The sequence below is a fragment of the Streptomyces sp. HUAS YS2 genome (assembly GCF_033343995.1).
GTDB lineage: Bacteria > Actinomycetota > Actinomycetes > Streptomycetales > Streptomycetaceae > Streptomyces > Streptomyces solicathayae.
Genome location: NZ_CP137573.1, coordinates 3,742,228 through 3,757,729 on the forward strand (window position 1 = coordinate 3,742,228; position 15,502 = coordinate 3,757,729).

Sequence of the window (15,502 nt, forward strand, 5' to 3'; positions counted from 1 at the left end):
CATATTCACCGCTGCCAGTTGAGGACGTTACGGAAGGTGGGCACAGCGCAACACCCCCTTCGGGCCCAATCTTGAATGGCCCGAACGGACTATGCGTACGCGGCAGATCACCCAGGGGAGTGAGCCGAGGACATAAGGGAATTCCCCGGTGAATTCTGGGCAAAAAACCCGGGCCGTACTGGGCAGGGAATGACACATCCGGCGGAATCGGGCACGACGTCCCACGTTTCGGGGTCATGGGTCGTCACGCCGAATTCATGACGGGGTCTTGATGCAGAACCACACAGCTGTGACAGTTGAGAGCAGCTTAGGCCAAGGCATATACGTGTGTCCGGCGAATGAGAACGTAGGCTGCCCCCATGGCAAAGAAGCGCTCGGGCGGTGGTCTGACCGGGACCCAGCAGGCCGCCAAGTTCCTCGGTGTCAGTGTGCTCGCCGGAGCGGTGCTGGCGGGAATCGCCCTGCCCGCCGCCGGGGCACTGGGACTCGCGGCGAAGGGAACCGTCGAGGGATTCGACGAGATCCCCGCGAATCTGAAGACGCCCCCGCTCAGTCAGCGCACCACGATCCTCAATGCCGACGGCGGCCGTATCGCCACGGTCTACTCCCGTGACCGCACGGTCGTGCCGCTGGAGAAGATCTCCCCGTACATGCAGAAGGCGATCGTCGCGATCGAGGACTCGCGCTTCTACGAGCACGGTGCGATCGACCTCAAGGGCGTGCTGCGCGCGATCAACCGGAACGCGCAGTCCGGCGGGGTCGCCCAGGGCGCGTCGACGCTCACCCAGCAGTACGTGAAGAACGTCTTCGTCGAGGAGGCCGGCGACGACCCCGACAAGGTCGCCCAGGCCACCCAGCAGACCATCGGCCGCAAGGTGCGCGAGCTCAAGTACGCGATCCAGGTCGAAGAGGAGCTGGGGAAGAAGAAGATCCTGGAGAACTACCTCAACATCACGTTCTTCGGGCAGCAGGCCTACGGCATCGAGTCGGCCTCGCAGCGCTACTTCTCCAAGCACGCCAAGGACCTGGACGTGGAGGAGGCGGCGATGCTCGCGGGCATCGTGCAGTCCCCCAGCCGGTACGACCCGGTGAACGACGCGCAGGAGGCCGTCAAGCGCCGCAACGTCGTGCTCCAGCGCATGGCGGACCTCAAGGACATCAGCCAGGCGGAGGCGGACCGGGCGAAGGCCAGCCCGCTGAAGCTGAAGGTGAGCAAGCCGAAGAACGGCTGCATCACCGCCGCCAGCGGCGCCGGCTTCTTCTGCGACTACGTCAAGCAGGTCTTCCTGTCCGACCCGGTCTTCGGCAAGACCCGCGAGGACCGGGCCAAGATCTGGAACCAGGGCGGTCTGACCATCCGGACCACTCTGAGCTCCCAGGCCCAGGAGGCGGCGCAGCAGTCGCTCAAGGACCACGTGAACCAGGACGACAAGGTCGCCGCCGCGGTGACCATGGTCGAGCCCGGCACCGGCAAGATCCTGGCGATGGGCCAGTCCAAGCCGTACGGCTTCGGCGAGCACGAGACCACGATCAACTACTCGGTGAACAAGAAGCAGGGCGGCTCGAACTTCGGCTTCCCGGTCGGTTCGACCTTCAAGCCGTTCCTCGCCGCGGCCGCCATCGAGCAGGGCCGACCGCCGACGCAGGTCTACTCGGCGCCGTACGAGATGCCGTACCCGGCCTCGATCCCCACCTGCTCCGGTTCCCCGTGGGTGAACGACGGCGGCTACAAGCTGGAGAACGAGAACGAGACGGAGGTCGGTCCGTACGCGCTGAAGGAGGCGATGGAGAAGTCGGTCAACACCTACTTCGTGCAGATGATCCAGGACATCGGGCTCTGCCCGGTGGTCGACATCACCGACAAGCTGGGCGTCGTGCAGGGCAACGGCACGAAGCTGCCGGTGTCGCCCTCGGCGCTGACCCTGGGCTCGACCGGTATCTCGCCGCTGACGATGGCGACGGCGTACGCGACCTTCGCCAACCGGGGCACGTACTGCACGCCGACCGCGATCCAGGCGATCAAGACCGCGGACGGCAAGCGGCTCGACGTGCCGAAGTCCGAGTGCAGCAAGGCGATGACCGAGCGCACCGCGGACACGATCAACGAGCTGCTGCGCGGTGTGGTCGACTCCGGTACGGGCCAGCAGGCCGGTCTGAGCGGCCGTGACAACGCGGGCAAGACGGGTACCACGGACGAGCGGAAGAACGCCTGGTTCGTCGGCTACACGCCGAACCTGTCGGGCGCGGTGTGGGTCGGCAGCGCCAGCCAGCAGGTCTCGATGGAGCAGATCACGATCGGCGGCGTCTACCACGACAAGGTCTTCGGTGGCCGGGTCCCGGGTCCGATCTGGAAGGACGCGATGACGGGCGCGCTGGACGGTCTGCCGGCGGGACAGTTCGTCCGCGTCAACATCCCGGACGCGCAGAAGGACCCGAAGGACAAGGGCCGTGACCGGCGGCGCCCGGGCGGCGACAACAAGCCGGGCGACGACGGCGACATCTTCCCGGACATCACCTTCCCGCCGGACCTCATCGGCGGCGGCACCCACCGCGGCCAGGGAGGCAACGGCGGCGGAGGCCGGTGACGCGGCACGGCTGACATGAAGACGGGGCGTCCCTCTCAGGAGGGACGCCCCGTCTCTGCATCAGCCGTACGGCCGAGCGGCCTTGGTACGGCGCGGCGTGCGGCTGCCGTGCGGCCGTCGCGTCGGCTCAGCCGGCCAGCAGCTTCTTCACCGTGGCGGCGACCCGGCCGCCCTCCGCCCGCCCCGCGACCTTCGGGTTCACGATCTTCATGACCGCGCCCATCGCGCGCGGGCCCTCGGCCCCGGCGCCCTTGGCCTCGGCGACCGCCGCCGCCACGATCTGCTCCAGCTCGTCGTCGCTCAGCTGCTGCGGAAGGTACGCGTCGAGAACGACGCCCTCCGCCTTCTCGCGCTCGGCCTGCTCCGTGCGACCGCCCTGCGCGAAGGCCTCCGCGGCCTCGCGGCGCTTCTTCGCCTCCTTGGCGATGACCTTCTGCACCTCGTCGTCGGAGAGATCGCGCTTGGTGGTACCCGCGACCTCCTCCTTCTGGACGGCGGCGAGCGTCAGTCGGAGCGTGGACGAACGCAGCTCGTCACGCGCCTTGATCGCGGTGTTGAGGTCTTCCTGCAGCTTGGACTTGAGCGTGGTCATGGCTTCTTCTTAGTCCCTTCCTCTGGACCCGGTCAAAGCGCTTTCGGTGTGGCCGACGGGTCGAGGGCGGCCACCGGGCGCTCGAAGAACGTCTCCAGGGACACCGTCGCCTGCGTACCGCGCACGCCCTCGATCGCGTACAACCGGCGGAGCACGTCCTGCAGTTGTTCGGTCGTCGCGGTGCGCACCTTGACCAGGACCGACGCGCTGCCTGCGATGACGTGCGCCTCCACGATCTCCGGGATGGCCGCGAAGGCGTCCGCCGAGTCGCCCATCCAGGCGGAGGACTCGACCATCACGAACGCCAGCACCCCCTGCCCGAGCGCCGCCGGGTCCACGTCGACGGTCGTGCGCCGGATGACCCCGCGTTCGCGCAGCTTCCGTACCCGCTCGTGGGCGGCGCCGGCGGACAGGCCGACCTCCTTGCCGAGCGCCGCGTATGCCGTGGTCGCGTCCCGCTGGAGCGCCGCGATCAGTCTGCGGTCGGTCTCGTCGATGTCCGTCGTCACATCCTTGGCCATGGCACAACCGTATCCGCTTCTGCCATAGTCGACCTCGACAGAATCACATTCGGCGAACAAGCCATGGGGGATGACGATGTCCGGCAGCACTCACCCTGTCGTGTACGAGATCCTGGACGAGCGCTTCCGCACCGGACGCTGCGCCAACGGCGACGACGTCATGCGCGTCCTGCACAACGGAGGCCGCTGGGTCGAGGGACCCGTCTATCTGCCCGCCTGGCGGCAGCTCATCTGGAGCGACATCCCCAACGACCGCATGCTGCGCTGGGACGAGACGACCGGGACCGTCGGCGTGTTCCGCTCCCCCGCCGGGCACAGCAACGGCAACACGCTCGACCGCGAGGGCCGGCTCATCAGCGCCGAGCAGGGGAACCGGCGGGTGACGCGGACCGAGCACGACGGACGGATCACGGTGCTCGCCGACCGCTGGCAGGGCCGTCGGCTCAACAGCCCGAACGACGTGGTCGTGCACTCGGACGGGTCCGTGTGGTTCTCCGACCCCGACTTCGGGATCACCAGCGACTACGAGGGCCACCGCGCCGAGTCCGAGATCGGCGCCAACCAGGTGTACCGGATCGACCCCGGCAGCGGCGAGGTGCGGCTCGTCGCGGACGGCTTCGGGGCGCCGAACGGGCTGGTGTTCTCGCCCGACGAGCGGGAGTTGTACGTCTCCGACACGCGGAACGGGGTGATCCGGGTCTTCGACGTGCGCGACGGCGGGACGCTGTCGGACGGCAAGGTGTTCGCGGAGACGAAGGAGGGTCTCGGCCGCTTCGACAACATCCGATTCGACGACGGCGGACGGCTGTGGGCCGCCGCCATGCAGGGCGGCGTGCACTGCTACGACCCGGACGGCACCCTCATCGGCCGGCTGCTGATGCCGGAACCGGTCGCCAACGTCGCCTTCGGCGGCCCGAAGAACAACATCATGTTCCTCGCCGCATCGACATCCGTGTACTGCTTCATGACCGCCGTGACCGGAGCGCCGCGCATCCGCGTCTGAGCCGGCCCTCCGGGTCTGCGACGATGGGGCGCATGCGCGCACGCTACGGACTCCCCCTGAAAATCACGGCAGGCGTCGCGGCGACGGCCGCGGCAGGTCTGATCTACTCCGCAGGCTTCGAGGCCCGTTCGTTCCGGCTGCGCCGCGTCACCGTCCCTGTACTGCCGCGCGGGATGCGGGACCTGCGGGTGCTTCAGGTCTCGGACGTCCACATGGTGTGCGGCCAGCGCAAGAAGCGGACGTGGCTGCAGTCGCTGGCGGGGCTGCGCCCCGACTTCGTCGTGAACACCGGGGACAACCTGTCCGACACCAACGCCGTGCCGGAGCTGCTCGACGCGCTCGGGCCGCTGATGGACTTCCCCGGCGTGTTCGTCTTCGGCTCCAACGACTACTACGGGCCTCAGCTGCGCAACCCCGCCCGCTACCTCCTGGAGAAAGTGCAGGGCCGGCACGGCCTGAACGGCAACCCGCCGGTCGTCGGCGCCGTGCACAACCCGTGGGAGGACATCCGGGACGCCTTCGACGAGGCGGGCTGGGTGAACCTGACGAACACCCGCGGCCGTCTGAAGCTCGGCGGCCTCGAACTCGCCTTCACCGGCGTGGACGACCCGCACATCAAGCGGGACCGGTACCAGGAGGTGGCCGGCGGCCCCGACGAGTCGGCCGACTTCTCGATGGGCGTCGTGCACGCGCCGTATCTGCGCTGCCTGGACGCCTTCACGGCGGACGGCTACCCGCTGGTCCTGGCCGGGCACACGCACGGCGGTCAGCTGTGCGTCCCCTTCTACGGGGCACTGGTGACCAACTGCGACCTGGACACGGACCGGGTGAAGGGCCTGTCGACGCACACGGTCGCGGACCGCACCTCCTTCCTCCACGTCTCGGCGGGCTGCGGCACCAACCGCTTCACGCCGGTGCGCTTCGCCTGCCCGCCCGAGGCGACACTCCTCACTCTGACGGCGCGCGACTGAGCCCGGGCGGCGGCCCGGCCCGTACGGTGTGAGTCATGCTCACGCCGAACACCGCCGGGTCGTCCCCGAGGGACACCCCCACCACCGGCGCGGTCGCCGGGTCCGCGGAAGGCACGGCCGTGCCGCTCGCCCGCCGCCCGTACGCGGCCGCCTTCCGCGCGCTGATCGCGCTGGCCGCCATCGTCGGTGTCGGCATCGAGTGCGTCTACGGCCGGGTGCCGGTGGTCCTCTCCTTCTTCACCATCTGGTCGAACATCGGGGTCGCCGTCGTCATGGGCTGGGGCGCCGTCCGGGCCTGGACGGGCCGGACCCCGCTGCCGGCGGTGTGGACCGGCGGACTGCTGCTGTGCATCTCGGTGGTCGGCCTGGTCTTCCACTTCGTGCTGGCGAACGAAGCGAGCGAGTTCAACCAGGCGGCGGAGATCGCCGAGCTCACGGGCGCGAAGGCGGTCGCCAACCAGCTGCTCCACACGGTCACCCCGATCGCCACCGTGCTGGACTGGCTGCTCCTCACCCTCCCCGGCGCCCTCCACTGGCGCCACGCCGCCCAGTGGCTCGCCGCCCCGGCGGCGTACCTGACCTTCGCCCTGATCCGCGGCGCCCTGCTCTCCCCGGACACCCCGACCCGCTACACCTACCCCTTCATCGATGCCGCCGCCCACGGCTACGCCGGCGTCCTGACCAACGCCCTGGTCCTGGGAGCCGCGTTCTACGCCCTCGGCCTGGCGATCGTCGCCCTGGACCGCATCCGACCTGCGGTGGGGCCGCGGGAAAACCGGATTTCGTCCTAGAGCGCGGGTGGGCTAAAGTAATCGATGTCGCCGCGACGAGAACAACGAAGCAGCGACATCGGGGTGTAGCGCAGCTTGGCAGCGCGCTTCGTTCGGGACGAAGAGGTCGTGGGTTCAAATCCCGCCACCCCGACAGCCGAAACACCAGGTGAGGGACCTACGGATATCCGTAGGTCCCTCACCTGTTTCTGTCTGCGTGTCTATCTGCGTGACTACCGCTTCGCGCGTGTCTACGGCCGCTGCGGGTCGGCGTCTGCACGTCGGTGGGGGGACCGGACGGCGTGGATGGGGGTGCCGTGGCAGCGGGCGAGCTCCTTCGTGGCCCGGCGCAGGGCGAGCTCCATGGTGCGGGGCGTGGTCAGGGCGCCGCTGCCGTCGGGCGGTACGAGCCATCGCAGGTCTCCCCAGCGGCAGTGGGGGGCAGGGGCGGCGATCCATCCTCCCTGGGTGATGTGGCGGGTGCGGTCACCGACCCAGGTGGCCCCGGGGTCGGGGGGCAGGAAGAAACCGACCTCGCGTCGCCGGCCGTCCAGCAGCACAGGGCCGGGACCGACGCGAGGAGGGGCGGCGAGGATGTCCGCGGCGCGCAGGCCCAGGCACGCGGGAACGATCAGCACGTCCCATTGGCGTCCGGCAGCCAACAGATGGATGCCGGCGCCGCCGCGGCGGCAGTCGCGCTCGTAGGCTTGCGGATCGTCGGCGGTGGCTGCCAGCCACTCGATTGCCTTCGTCCACTGTGTCAGCGCCATCACAAACCTCCTGTGTGGTGCGGGCTTTGTGAGCCCGGTAGCCAACATCGGGTCCGACCACCCTGGCGCTCCGCCGGAAGGCCGGGAAGGGAGGCGGAGGGCGGTTCATGATGTTTCGGTGCATTCAAGGGGCGGGCATATGCCGAACGCACGCCCAGAACATGTATTCCACGGGAATGCTCAACCGAGCCACGGCCGACGCCCCTTACCAGCCCAATCCGAACCACGCGCGGTACAGAGGAGCGGGCGGGCCGGTTCGGCCGAGTTCCCCTATCCGGCGGAGCTGCCCACTCTTCGCGGTTTGGCCGCAAGGGTCAGCTTCTGCGCGGCGGACAAGTCGTACCGCAGCGGATGAGACCACGAGCAGCATCGCCGAGGCCGCGCCGAGGGGCGGTGGCGGGTCTCATGCGGCGTGCTCCCGCGATGTCGGGGTGGCGGGCGACGGGGTGGCGGCCGGTGGAGTGGCGGCCGGCGGGGTCAGGACCTTGCGGGTGATGCGTTCGGCGATGGCGGCGACCAGGGTGCGGGGGCGGCGCGGTGTCAGGTGTGCGGCCAGGGCGTTGCCGAGGCCGGGGGCGACGTAGCCGCGGTCGCGGTCCAGTGCGCGCAGCGCGGCGCGCACGACGGGCTTCGGGGTGGTCATGGAGCCCATGACCGCCGCCTTGCGGGTACCGATGGTGTCGAAGAACGCGGTCTCGACCGGGCCGGGGCACAGGGTGAGCACACGGATGCCGCGCCCCCGGTACTCCTGCCGCAGGGCGAGGCCGAAATTCAGCACGAACGCCTTGGCCGCACCGTAGACGGCGAAGTACGGGGAAGGCTGGAAGGCGGCGTTGGAAGCGACGTTGACGACCGAGCCGCGGCCGCGCTCCAGCATGCCGGGCAGCAGTTCGTGGGTGAGGTCGACGAGCGCGACGACATTGACCATGAGCTGGTCGTGGTCGCGGTCCCCGGAGATCTCCTCGAAGCGGCCGCAGGTGCCGAAGCCGGCGTTGTTGACCAGCACGTCGACGCTCAGGCCGAGGGCCGTCAGCCGGTCGGCGACGCGGCGGGCCGCGTCCGGCTCGGCGAGGTCCTGGACCAGTACATGGGCGCGAACGCCGCGCTCTGCGGTCAGGCGCTCGGCGAGCGCGGTCAGCCGGTCGCCGGACCGTGCCACCAGGATCACTTCGTGTCCCTGGGCGGCGAGCTGCTCGGCGAATTCGGCGCCGAGGCCGGACGAGGCTCCGGTGATGAGAGCGGTGCGGTGCATGGCTTCCCCCTTCAGTCGATGGCAACTGGTATTCGAGCGTACCGGTTTCGCGAGAAGTTGCAACAGTGGTGATGCAGATAGCGCTGATATTGCGTCCCGGATGTACTGTGTTTCGAGACAGGTGCTCTACCAGGAGGCGTGATGGGTGAGACGGCGGCACAGCCGTTGCGGGCGGACGCGGAGCGCAGCGTGCGGGCGATCCTGGAGGCGGCGGAGCGGGTGCTCGCCGCGGAGCCCGGCGCATCGATGGAGCAGATCGCCGCGGCCGCGGGAGTGGCCCGGACGACGATCCACCGGCGGTTCGCCAATCGTCAGTCGCTGATCGAGGCGCTGGCGTCGTCCGCGGCCCGTCAGCTCGCCCAGGCGGTGGACGACGGCAGGCCGGACACCGCGCCACCGCTGGTGGCGATGCACCGGATCACGGCCAACGTGCTGCAGGTCAAGAGTGCTTGGGCGTTCGCCCTGGAGCTGCCGGCGGACCCGGACAGCGACGCCGCCGTCCTGCACGAGGACATCAACCGCCGCTGCATCGCCGTACTGGAACGGGCCCAGGCCGAGAAGCTCATCGACGAGGCGGCCGACCTCGAATGGGTGCGCCGGGTCTACTACGCACTCATCGGGGAGTCCCTGCGGGGCAACGCGGACGGCGCCGACCCGGACGCTCTCGCCGCCCGCATCATCGACACCCTGCTGCACGGCGCCGGCCCGCGCGCCTGATCCACGACCGGGCGGGTGCGCCGGCGGCGATTGGGCTGATACTTCAGCCGCGACCGGGGCCCGGCATGAGGTGGCGGGCGAGGACGTCCAAGGCCGCTTCGATCTCGGTCAGGCGCTGGGGGTCGTCGGTGCCGAGGGCCGCGGCGAGGGCGGACTCGACACGGCTGGCACGGACCTCGGCCACGCGGTCGGACACCCCGGGGGCCGGGCGCACGAGGACGCGGCGGCGGTCGGCCGGGTCCGGCACGGCCTGGGCGGAACCGGCCTCCTTCAAGCGGGCGACAGCCGTGGACACCTGACTCTGCGGCAGGCCCGTACGCGCCGCGATCTCGCCGACGGAACTGTCGGGGTGGGCGGCGATGTCACTGGCCACGATCAGGACGAGACGAGCGCTGCCGGCGTACCGACCCTCGCCACCGGGGGGTTCGGGCAGGGCGTCCTCGCCGATCTTCATCAGGACACGCCCCAGCAGGAACAACTCGACTCCGTTCACCCCGACAACATACATCCAAATCGATCCATCGAAATTTATCCATCGGGTTTGATGTATCGGACTCGATGGAATATTGTCTGTGAAGGGCGCGACGGAGGGACCGTCGCACTCGGAGGGGGAACACCATGACCACGCACCGCGGAACGCTCGACGTACCGGGAGCCTCCCTGCACTACCAGGTCCAGGGCGCCGGACCGCTGCTGGTGATCTCGCAGAGCGGGGAGGGGGACGCCGACCGAAGCGCCGACCTCGTCGCACAGCTCACCGACTCGTACACCGTGGCCACGTACGACCGCCGCGGCCTTTCCCGCAGCCGGCTCGACGACCCGGAGCGGGGGGCGACGCTGGTCGAGCACGCCGACGACCTCCACCGGCTGCTCTCGGTTCTCACCGACTCCTCCGCCGACGTGCTCGGTTGCAGCCTGGGGGCCGTCATCGGGCTGCACACCGCCGTGCGCCATCCGGGGCAGATCCGCACGCTCATCGCCCACGAGCCCGTCGCGCCGAGGCTGCTGCCCGACGACGAGCGCGGCCGGCACGAGCACGAACTCGCCCATCTGCAAGACCTCTACAGCCGGGACGGGCTCGGCGGCGTGCTGCCGGAGATCGCACGGACGCTCGGCATCGATCCCACCAACCGCGACGCCGAGCCGGACCTGACGCCGCAGCCGATGGACGCCCGCCGGATCGCCAACTTCGACCACTTCATCCGGCACGACTTCACGGCGATCATCCAGGACACCCTCGACACGACGGCACTGAAGGCCTCCGGCACGCGCATGGTCCCCGTGGTCGGCCGCACCACGCCGACGACGGTCTTCGACTACCACTGCTCCCTCGCGCTGGCCGAGCTCGTGGGCGAGGACGTGGTGGAGTTCCCCGGTGGGCACAACGGGAACACCAGCCACCCGCGTGCCTACGCCCGTCGGCTGCGCGAGGTGCTCGCCGCCGCCATATGACCGGCGCCTCGAGAGGCTGCGGCCGAGTCAGGGGCGGAGCTGTTTCGCTTCGAATCTGCCGGGGGCCAGGACGAGGACGAAGGTGACCTGCTGGCCTTCGGCGAGCGTGCGGGTGGGGCCCTCGATTTCCTCGGCGGCGAAGAACACGGGTTCCTCGGACCCCTTGGGGAGCACGAAGCCGTAGCCTCGACGGCGGTCGAAGGACTGCACGAATCCGGTGCTTCTGTCTTCCATGACGGCCTCCTTCCCTGATGTGTACCCCGCCGAGGCGCACCCCGCCTCAGCGACCGCCGTCGCCCGCCGCCCGCTTCGGCACGCGCAGGGTGCCGAGGGCCGTCGCCACCGTGCGCCGCAGTTCCGCGGGCTCGGCGCCGGCTCGGGAGCGCAGGTTCACGCCGTAGGCGAGCAGAACGAGGACCTCGGCCGCCGCCCGCGGCGCGGCGGCCGGGGCGGGGGCGAGCAGGCCGAGGCGGTCGGCGGTGACGAGGGCCTGCTCCAAGGCGTCGGTGAGGGCTCGGTACTGCTCGTCGAGGACGGCGCCTACGTCGGGGTCGCCGTTCTCGCCGGCCGCGATCGCGTTGGTGATCATGCAGCCCCAGCGTGCGTGCTCCCCGGTGCAACGCACCTCGACGAGCGCCTCGAAGAACTCCTCGACGGCGGGCAGGCCGCGCTCGTCCTCCGCGATGGCGCGGTACGCGACGTCGGCGCGCTGCTCCGCGTACCGGCGCAGGGCCGACAGATAGAGCTGCTGCTTGCCGCCGAAGGTGGAGTAGAGGCTGGAGCGGTTGAGTCCGGTGGCGGTGACGACCTCCTGGATGCCCGTCGAAGACGCGCCCTGCCGCCAGAAGAGCTGCATGGCCGCTTCGAGCGCCGCGTCGGGATCGAAGTGCTTGATGTCCGGCATGCCCACCTGCAAGGAATGGATATTGGAACGATGAGTTCAAGATAACCGGCGATTCCTCTGGTGCGCAGCCCGCACCTCCCCCTATCTTGAAACGGTCATTCCAAGTTCTGGAGGGGAACCCACGATGAGCCTCGACGCCGAACTCCGTGCTGTCTTCGACCTGCGCCACGCCCACATCCCCGCTGCCGACCTGACCGTCATGGAGCGTGCCGCCGAGGAGCTGGCGCGGTCCGGACTGGCCGGGCACGCCCTCGCCGTGGGCGCGAGCGCGCCGTGGTTCGAGCTGCCCACCGCGACCGGCGGCAGCGTCGCCCTGGACGACCTGCTGGCCGAAGGGCCGGTGGTGCTCACCTTCTACCGGGGCGCCTGGTGCCCCTTCTGCAACATCGCGCTGCGCGCGCTCCAGCAGCGACACGAGGAGATCGCCGCGCGCGGTGCGCGTCTGGTGGCCGTCTCCCCGCAGATCCCGGACGAGTCCCTGTCCCTGACGGAGAAGCACGGCCTCGCCTTCGACGTCCTCAGCGACCTCGGCTCCGACGTGGCACGGCAGTTCGGTCTCGCCTTCGACCTGACCGAGGAACTGGCCGAGGTGTACGAGTCGCTGGGCTTCGACCTCCAGCGGGTCAACGGCGGCCACCCGCGGACCCTCCCGCTCCCGGCGACGTACGTGATCGACCGGGCCGGCGTCGTCCGGTGGTCGTTCGTCGACACCGACTACGTGCGGCGGGCGGAGCCGGACGACGTGCTGGCCGCGCTGGACGGGTTGGAGGCGTAGGAGTCCGGGGGTCCGGGCAGGGCGGCCGGGTTCCGTCAGGCGATGTCGCTCGCCCGGACGTCTGGCTCAGGGGGCGGCGAGGGTCCGACAATGGCGGCATGGAGTTCGCCGTGTTCGTGACGCTGCCCGGTCTGGTGATCCTGCTGTGCGTGATCGCCTTCGCCGACCAGATCCTGCGCGCGACGGGACGCGGCCGGCGGCAGGGGCAGGTGTCGTCGACCGGCTTCGAGCAGTTGCACGCGACGTTCTCGCCGGGCAAGGAGAACGAGCTCAAGGAGCGGCAGAGCGCCCTGGTCATGCGGGACGACGAGGAGGACGGCGCGCCGCCGCACCGGTCGACGGTGGACCTGAAAGCGGGTCGCGCCGTCATCCGCCTCCCGGAGGGCCGGGAGGCGGGAGCGGCCGTCAGCCCGGGCGGGACGCCTTGATCGAGTACATCAGCGGGATGCGCGCCCGGTCCGTGGGGAAGCGGTAGTAGCCCTGCTCGTCGCGGCGGAGCGATCCGTACCGCGGGAAGAGCGAGGCATCGTGCTCGTGCAGGAACTCGATGCGCAGCCCCGCCGCCGCGATCGCCGTCACGACCTCGCCGACCGGGTGCTGCCATTCCACGCTGCGGTTGTGGACGGTGTCGGCGTCGAGGTCGGCGTACGTCCCGGGCGAGGTGTCCACCCAGGCGTCGCGGGCGAAGTAGTCGTGCAGCACCCGTGAGCCGGTCTCGTCGTCCAGGACATCGGTCAGCGGATGGAACTCGGCGACGTACAGGAAGCCGCCGGGAGCGACGAGGGACGCCGCGGTCTCGGCCCAGCGCTGGATGTCCGGGAGCCAGTTGAGCGCCCCGGTGCCGGTGTAGACGATGTCGTACGCGCGGTCGGGCACCGCTTCTGCGGCGTCGTAGACGTCGGCGGCGACGAAGGCCGCCCGGTCGGCGGTCAGACCCAGATCGGCGGCGAGGCCGCGGGCCGTCTCGACGGCCGGCTCGGAGAAGTCCAGGCCGACGACCTGGGCGGCACCGCGGCGGGCCCAGGACAGGGTGTCCAGGCCGATGTGGCACTGCAGGTGGAGGAGCGACCTGCCGGTGACGTCGCCGACCTCGTCGATCTCGAAGTCCCGCAGCGCCTCCTTGCCGTCGCGGAATGACGCGAGGTCGTAGAAGTCGCTCGCGACATGGATCGGGACGCGTTCGTCCCAGCGGGCGCGGTTGGCGTCGCGCCAGTCGGACGGAGTCGGTGCGTACATGCCGGGCAGGTTATCCACAGGTTCACGAGGGCGCGAGCGGATTGTCTCCGGGGCGGAGCATCATGGGGCCATGACCGAGAGCAACGAGACCGGCATCGACCACAGCCACGACGACGGCCGCGACGAAAGCCGCGGGGGCGACCCCGACGTACCCGTCTGGGAGCAGCGCTTCCGTGCCCCGCGGGTGTCCCTGCCCGACTGGGCCGAGGAGGCCCCGGACCGTTCGCTGTTCGTCTCCAACGCGACGGGCACGTACGAGCTGTACGCGTGGGACCGGGCGAGCGGGATGCAGCGCCAGGTCACGGACCGGCCCAACGGCACGACGGACGGCACGCTGTCGCCGGACGGAGAGTCGGTCTGGTGGTTCTCGGACACCGACGGGGACGAGTTCGGGGTGTGGATGCGCCAGCCCTTCGAGGGCGGCGCCGACGAACCGGCCGTCCCCGGGCTCGACGCGTCCTACCCGGCAGGCCTGGCGCTGGGTCGGGACGGCACGGTGGTCGTCGGCCGGTCCACGGACGAGGACGGCTCGACGGTCCATCTACTCCGGCCGGGGCGGCCGGAGCCGGTGGAGATCTACCGGCACCGCGAGTCGGCGGGCGTCGGCGACCTCTCCCACGACGCGTCCCTGATCGCGGTCGAGCACACCGAGCACGGCGACTCGATGCACGCGTCGCTGCGCGTGCTCCGCGCCGAGGACGGCTCGACGATGGCGGAACTGGACGACACCAAGGGCGGCACGGCGGAACTCGGCCTGTCCGTGCTGGGCTTCGCGCCGCTGCCCGGCGACACCCGGCTGCTGGTCGGTCACCAGCGGCGCGGCCGCTGGGAGCCGATGCTGTGGGACGTGGCGACGGGCACGGAGACCGACCTCGCCCTGGAGCTGCCCGGCGACGTCTCGGCGGAGTGGTACCCGGACGGCTCCGGACTGCTGATCGTGCACGGCTACGAGGCGCGCAGCGAGCTGTGGCGGTACGAGATCGGCACCGGCGCGCTGGTGAAGGTGGACACCCCGGCGGGCACGGTCTCGGGTGCGACGGCCCGGCCGGACGGCTCGGTGGAGTACATGTGGTCGTCGGCGGCGCGGCCCGCGGTGCTCCGGTCGACGGCAGGCGGCGTGGTGCTCGACCCACCCGGGCCGAAGGCGCCGGAGTCGGTGCCGGTGGAGGACGTGTGGGTGGAGGGCCCGGGCGGCCGGATCCACGCCCTGGTGCAGCGGCCGGCCACCGGCGAGGGCCCGTTCCCGACGGTCTTCGAGATCCACGGCGGGCCGGCCTGGCACGACAGCGACGCGTTCGCTGCGGGCCCGGCGGCCTGGGTGGACCACGGCTTCGCGGTGGTCCGGGTGAACTACCGCGGGTCGACCGGCTACGGGCGGGAGTGGACGGACGCGCTCAAGCACCGGGTCGGGCTGATCGAGCTGGAGGACGTCGCGGCGGTCCGGACATGGGCGGTGGACTCGGGTCTCGCCGACCCGGAGCGGCTGGTCCTGGCGGGCGGCTCGTGGGGCGGGTACCTGACGCTGCTCGGCCTGGGCACCCAGCCGGACTCCTGGTCGCTGGGCCTCGCCGCGGTGCCGGTCGCCGACTACGTGACGGCGTACAACGACGAGATGGAGGCCCTGAAGGCACTGGACCGCACGCTGCTCGGAGGGTCTCCCGAGGAGGTCCCGGAGCGGTTCGAGGCCTCGTCCCCGCTGACGTACGTGGACGCCGTGAAGGCGCCGGTTTACATCTCGGCGGGCGTCAACGACCCGCGCTGCCCGATCCGTCAGGTGGAGAACTACGTGGACCGGCTGGCGGCCCGCGGCGCGGTGCACGAGGTGTACCGGTACGACGCGGGGCACGGCTCGCTGGTGGTCGACGAGCGGATCAAGCAGCTGCGGCTGGAGCTGGACTTCGCGCTGCGCCACCTGGGGACCCCGGCGGAGGGAAACTGAGGGCGCTGCGTACCG

Annotated in this window: 17 protein-coding genes and 1 tRNA gene; 10 read left to right on the plus strand and 8 right to left on the minus strand. The window is 70.5% G+C overall.

Translation table 11 applies throughout. From position 1 onward, the window contains the following. The first annotated feature begins 359 nt into the window (after positions 1–359). Positions 360–2,585, plus strand: a complete 2,226-nt coding sequence (locus R2D22_RS17055; RefSeq protein WP_318104494.1) for a transglycosylase domain-containing protein — start codon at positions 360–362, stop codon at positions 2,583–2,585. A 127-nt stretch (positions 2,586–2,712) separates the two neighbouring features. On the opposite strand, the gene R2D22_RS17060 is transcribed toward R2D22_RS17055, so the two are convergent. Together R2D22_RS17060 and R2D22_RS17065 are read right to left on the minus strand one after the other, a co-directional pair. Further along, a complete protein-coding gene (locus R2D22_RS17060) occupies positions 2,713–3,177 on the minus strand; it encodes a GatB/YqeY domain-containing protein (RefSeq protein WP_318104496.1) in 465 nt (154 codons plus the stop codon). Between the two features lie 32 nt (positions 3,178–3,209). After that, positions 3,210–3,674: an Lrp/AsnC family transcriptional regulator gene (locus tag R2D22_RS17065; RefSeq protein WP_318109816.1), complete on the minus strand. Its 465-nt coding sequence runs from the start codon at positions 3,672–3,674 to the stop codon at positions 3,210–3,212. A gap of 100 nt (positions 3,675–3,774) precedes the next feature. Here R2D22_RS17065 and R2D22_RS17070 point away from each other — a divergent pair, with 100 nt between their 5' ends. The 4 genes from R2D22_RS17070 (at position 3,775) to R2D22_RS17085 (ending at position 6,596) form a co-directional block, all read left to right on the plus strand. Next, the gene (locus tag R2D22_RS17070; protein ID WP_318104497.1) at positions 3,775–4,701 is read left to right on the plus strand and encodes an SMP-30/gluconolactonase/LRE family protein; all 927 of its coding nucleotides are present in this window, start codon (positions 3,775–3,777) and stop codon (positions 4,699–4,701) included. A gap of 32 nt (positions 4,702–4,733) precedes the next feature. Beyond that, entirely contained in the window at positions 4,734–5,672 is a 939-nt protein-coding gene (locus tag R2D22_RS17075) for a metallophosphoesterase (protein ID WP_318104499.1), read from the plus strand. Positions 5,673–5,707: 35 nt separating this feature from the next. Continuing rightward, positions 5,708–6,463 (plus strand): Pr6Pr family membrane protein, encoded by a 756-nt coding sequence (locus R2D22_RS17080; RefSeq protein WP_318104501.1) that lies wholly within the window; start codon positions 5,708–5,710, stop codon positions 6,461–6,463. A 59-nt stretch (positions 6,464–6,522) separates the two neighbouring features. Beyond that, positions 6,523–6,596 (plus strand) — tRNA-Pro (locus R2D22_RS17085). Between the two features lie 97 nt (positions 6,597–6,693). Here the strand turns inward: R2D22_RS17085 and R2D22_RS17090 are convergent. Together R2D22_RS17090 and R2D22_RS17095 are read right to left on the minus strand one after the other, a co-directional pair. Further along, positions 6,694–7,212, minus strand: coding sequence for a hypothetical protein (locus R2D22_RS17090; RefSeq protein ID WP_318104502.1), 519 nt, complete (start codon positions 7,210–7,212; stop codon positions 6,694–6,696). A gap of 403 nt (positions 7,213–7,615) precedes the next feature. After that, positions 7,616–8,464 carry an SDR family NAD(P)-dependent oxidoreductase gene (locus R2D22_RS17095; protein ID WP_318104505.1) on the minus strand — a complete coding sequence of 283 codons (849 nt, stop codon included), beginning with the start codon at positions 8,462–8,464 and terminating at the stop codon, positions 7,616–7,618. A gap of 141 nt (positions 8,465–8,605) precedes the next feature. Between R2D22_RS17095 and R2D22_RS17100 the strand changes: the two genes are divergently transcribed. Next, positions 8,606–9,181: a TetR/AcrR family transcriptional regulator gene (locus R2D22_RS17100; protein WP_318104507.1), complete on the plus strand. Its 576-nt coding sequence runs from the start codon at positions 8,606–8,608 to the stop codon at positions 9,179–9,181. 43 nt (positions 9,182–9,224) lie between these two features. Here R2D22_RS17100 and R2D22_RS17105 read toward each other — a convergent pair whose 3' ends face one another. Beyond that, entirely contained in the window at positions 9,225–9,674 is a 450-nt protein-coding gene (locus R2D22_RS17105) for a helix-turn-helix domain-containing protein (RefSeq protein ID WP_318104508.1), read from the minus strand. Between the two features lie 125 nt (positions 9,675–9,799). Here R2D22_RS17105 and R2D22_RS17110 point away from each other — a divergent pair, with 125 nt between their 5' ends. After that, entirely contained in the window at positions 9,800–10,633 is an 834-nt protein-coding gene (locus tag R2D22_RS17110) for an alpha/beta fold hydrolase (RefSeq protein WP_318104509.1), read from the plus strand. Positions 10,634–10,660: 27 nt separating this feature from the next. Here R2D22_RS17110 and R2D22_RS17115 read toward each other — a convergent pair whose 3' ends face one another. Together R2D22_RS17115 and R2D22_RS17120 are read right to left on the minus strand one after the other, a co-directional pair. Continuing rightward, complete coding sequence (locus R2D22_RS17115) at positions 10,661–10,867, minus strand: cold-shock protein (RefSeq protein ID WP_318104510.1); 207 nt, start codon at positions 10,865–10,867, stop codon at positions 10,661–10,663. A gap of 46 nt (positions 10,868–10,913) precedes the next feature. Continuing rightward, complete coding sequence (locus R2D22_RS17120; protein WP_318104511.1) at positions 10,914–11,537, minus strand: TetR/AcrR family transcriptional regulator; 624 nt, start codon at positions 11,535–11,537, stop codon at positions 10,914–10,916. A 124-nt stretch (positions 11,538–11,661) separates the two neighbouring features. Here R2D22_RS17120 and R2D22_RS17125 point away from each other — a divergent pair, with 124 nt between their 5' ends. Together R2D22_RS17125 and R2D22_RS17130 are read left to right on the plus strand one after the other, a co-directional pair. After that, positions 11,662–12,312, plus strand: coding sequence for a peroxiredoxin-like family protein (locus R2D22_RS17125; RefSeq protein WP_318104512.1), 651 nt, complete (start codon positions 11,662–11,664; stop codon positions 12,310–12,312). Positions 12,313–12,410: 98 nt separating this feature from the next. Then, positions 12,411–12,740 carry a DUF6191 domain-containing protein gene (locus tag R2D22_RS17130; protein ID WP_318104513.1) on the plus strand — a complete coding sequence of 110 codons (330 nt, stop codon included), beginning with the start codon at positions 12,411–12,413 and terminating at the stop codon, positions 12,738–12,740. Here R2D22_RS17130 and R2D22_RS17135 read toward each other — a convergent pair. After that, positions 12,718–13,548: a class I SAM-dependent methyltransferase gene (locus R2D22_RS17135; protein ID WP_318104514.1), complete on the minus strand. Its 831-nt coding sequence runs from the start codon at positions 13,546–13,548 to the stop codon at positions 12,718–12,720. The genes R2D22_RS17130 and R2D22_RS17135 overlap by 23 nt on opposite strands. Before the next feature lie 70 nt (positions 13,549–13,618). Between R2D22_RS17135 and R2D22_RS17140 the strand changes: the two genes are divergently transcribed. Then, positions 13,619–15,487: a S9 family peptidase gene (locus R2D22_RS17140; RefSeq protein WP_318104516.1), complete on the plus strand. Its 1,869-nt coding sequence runs from the start codon at positions 13,619–13,621 to the stop codon at positions 15,485–15,487. Positions 15,488–15,502: the final 15 nt, after the last annotated feature.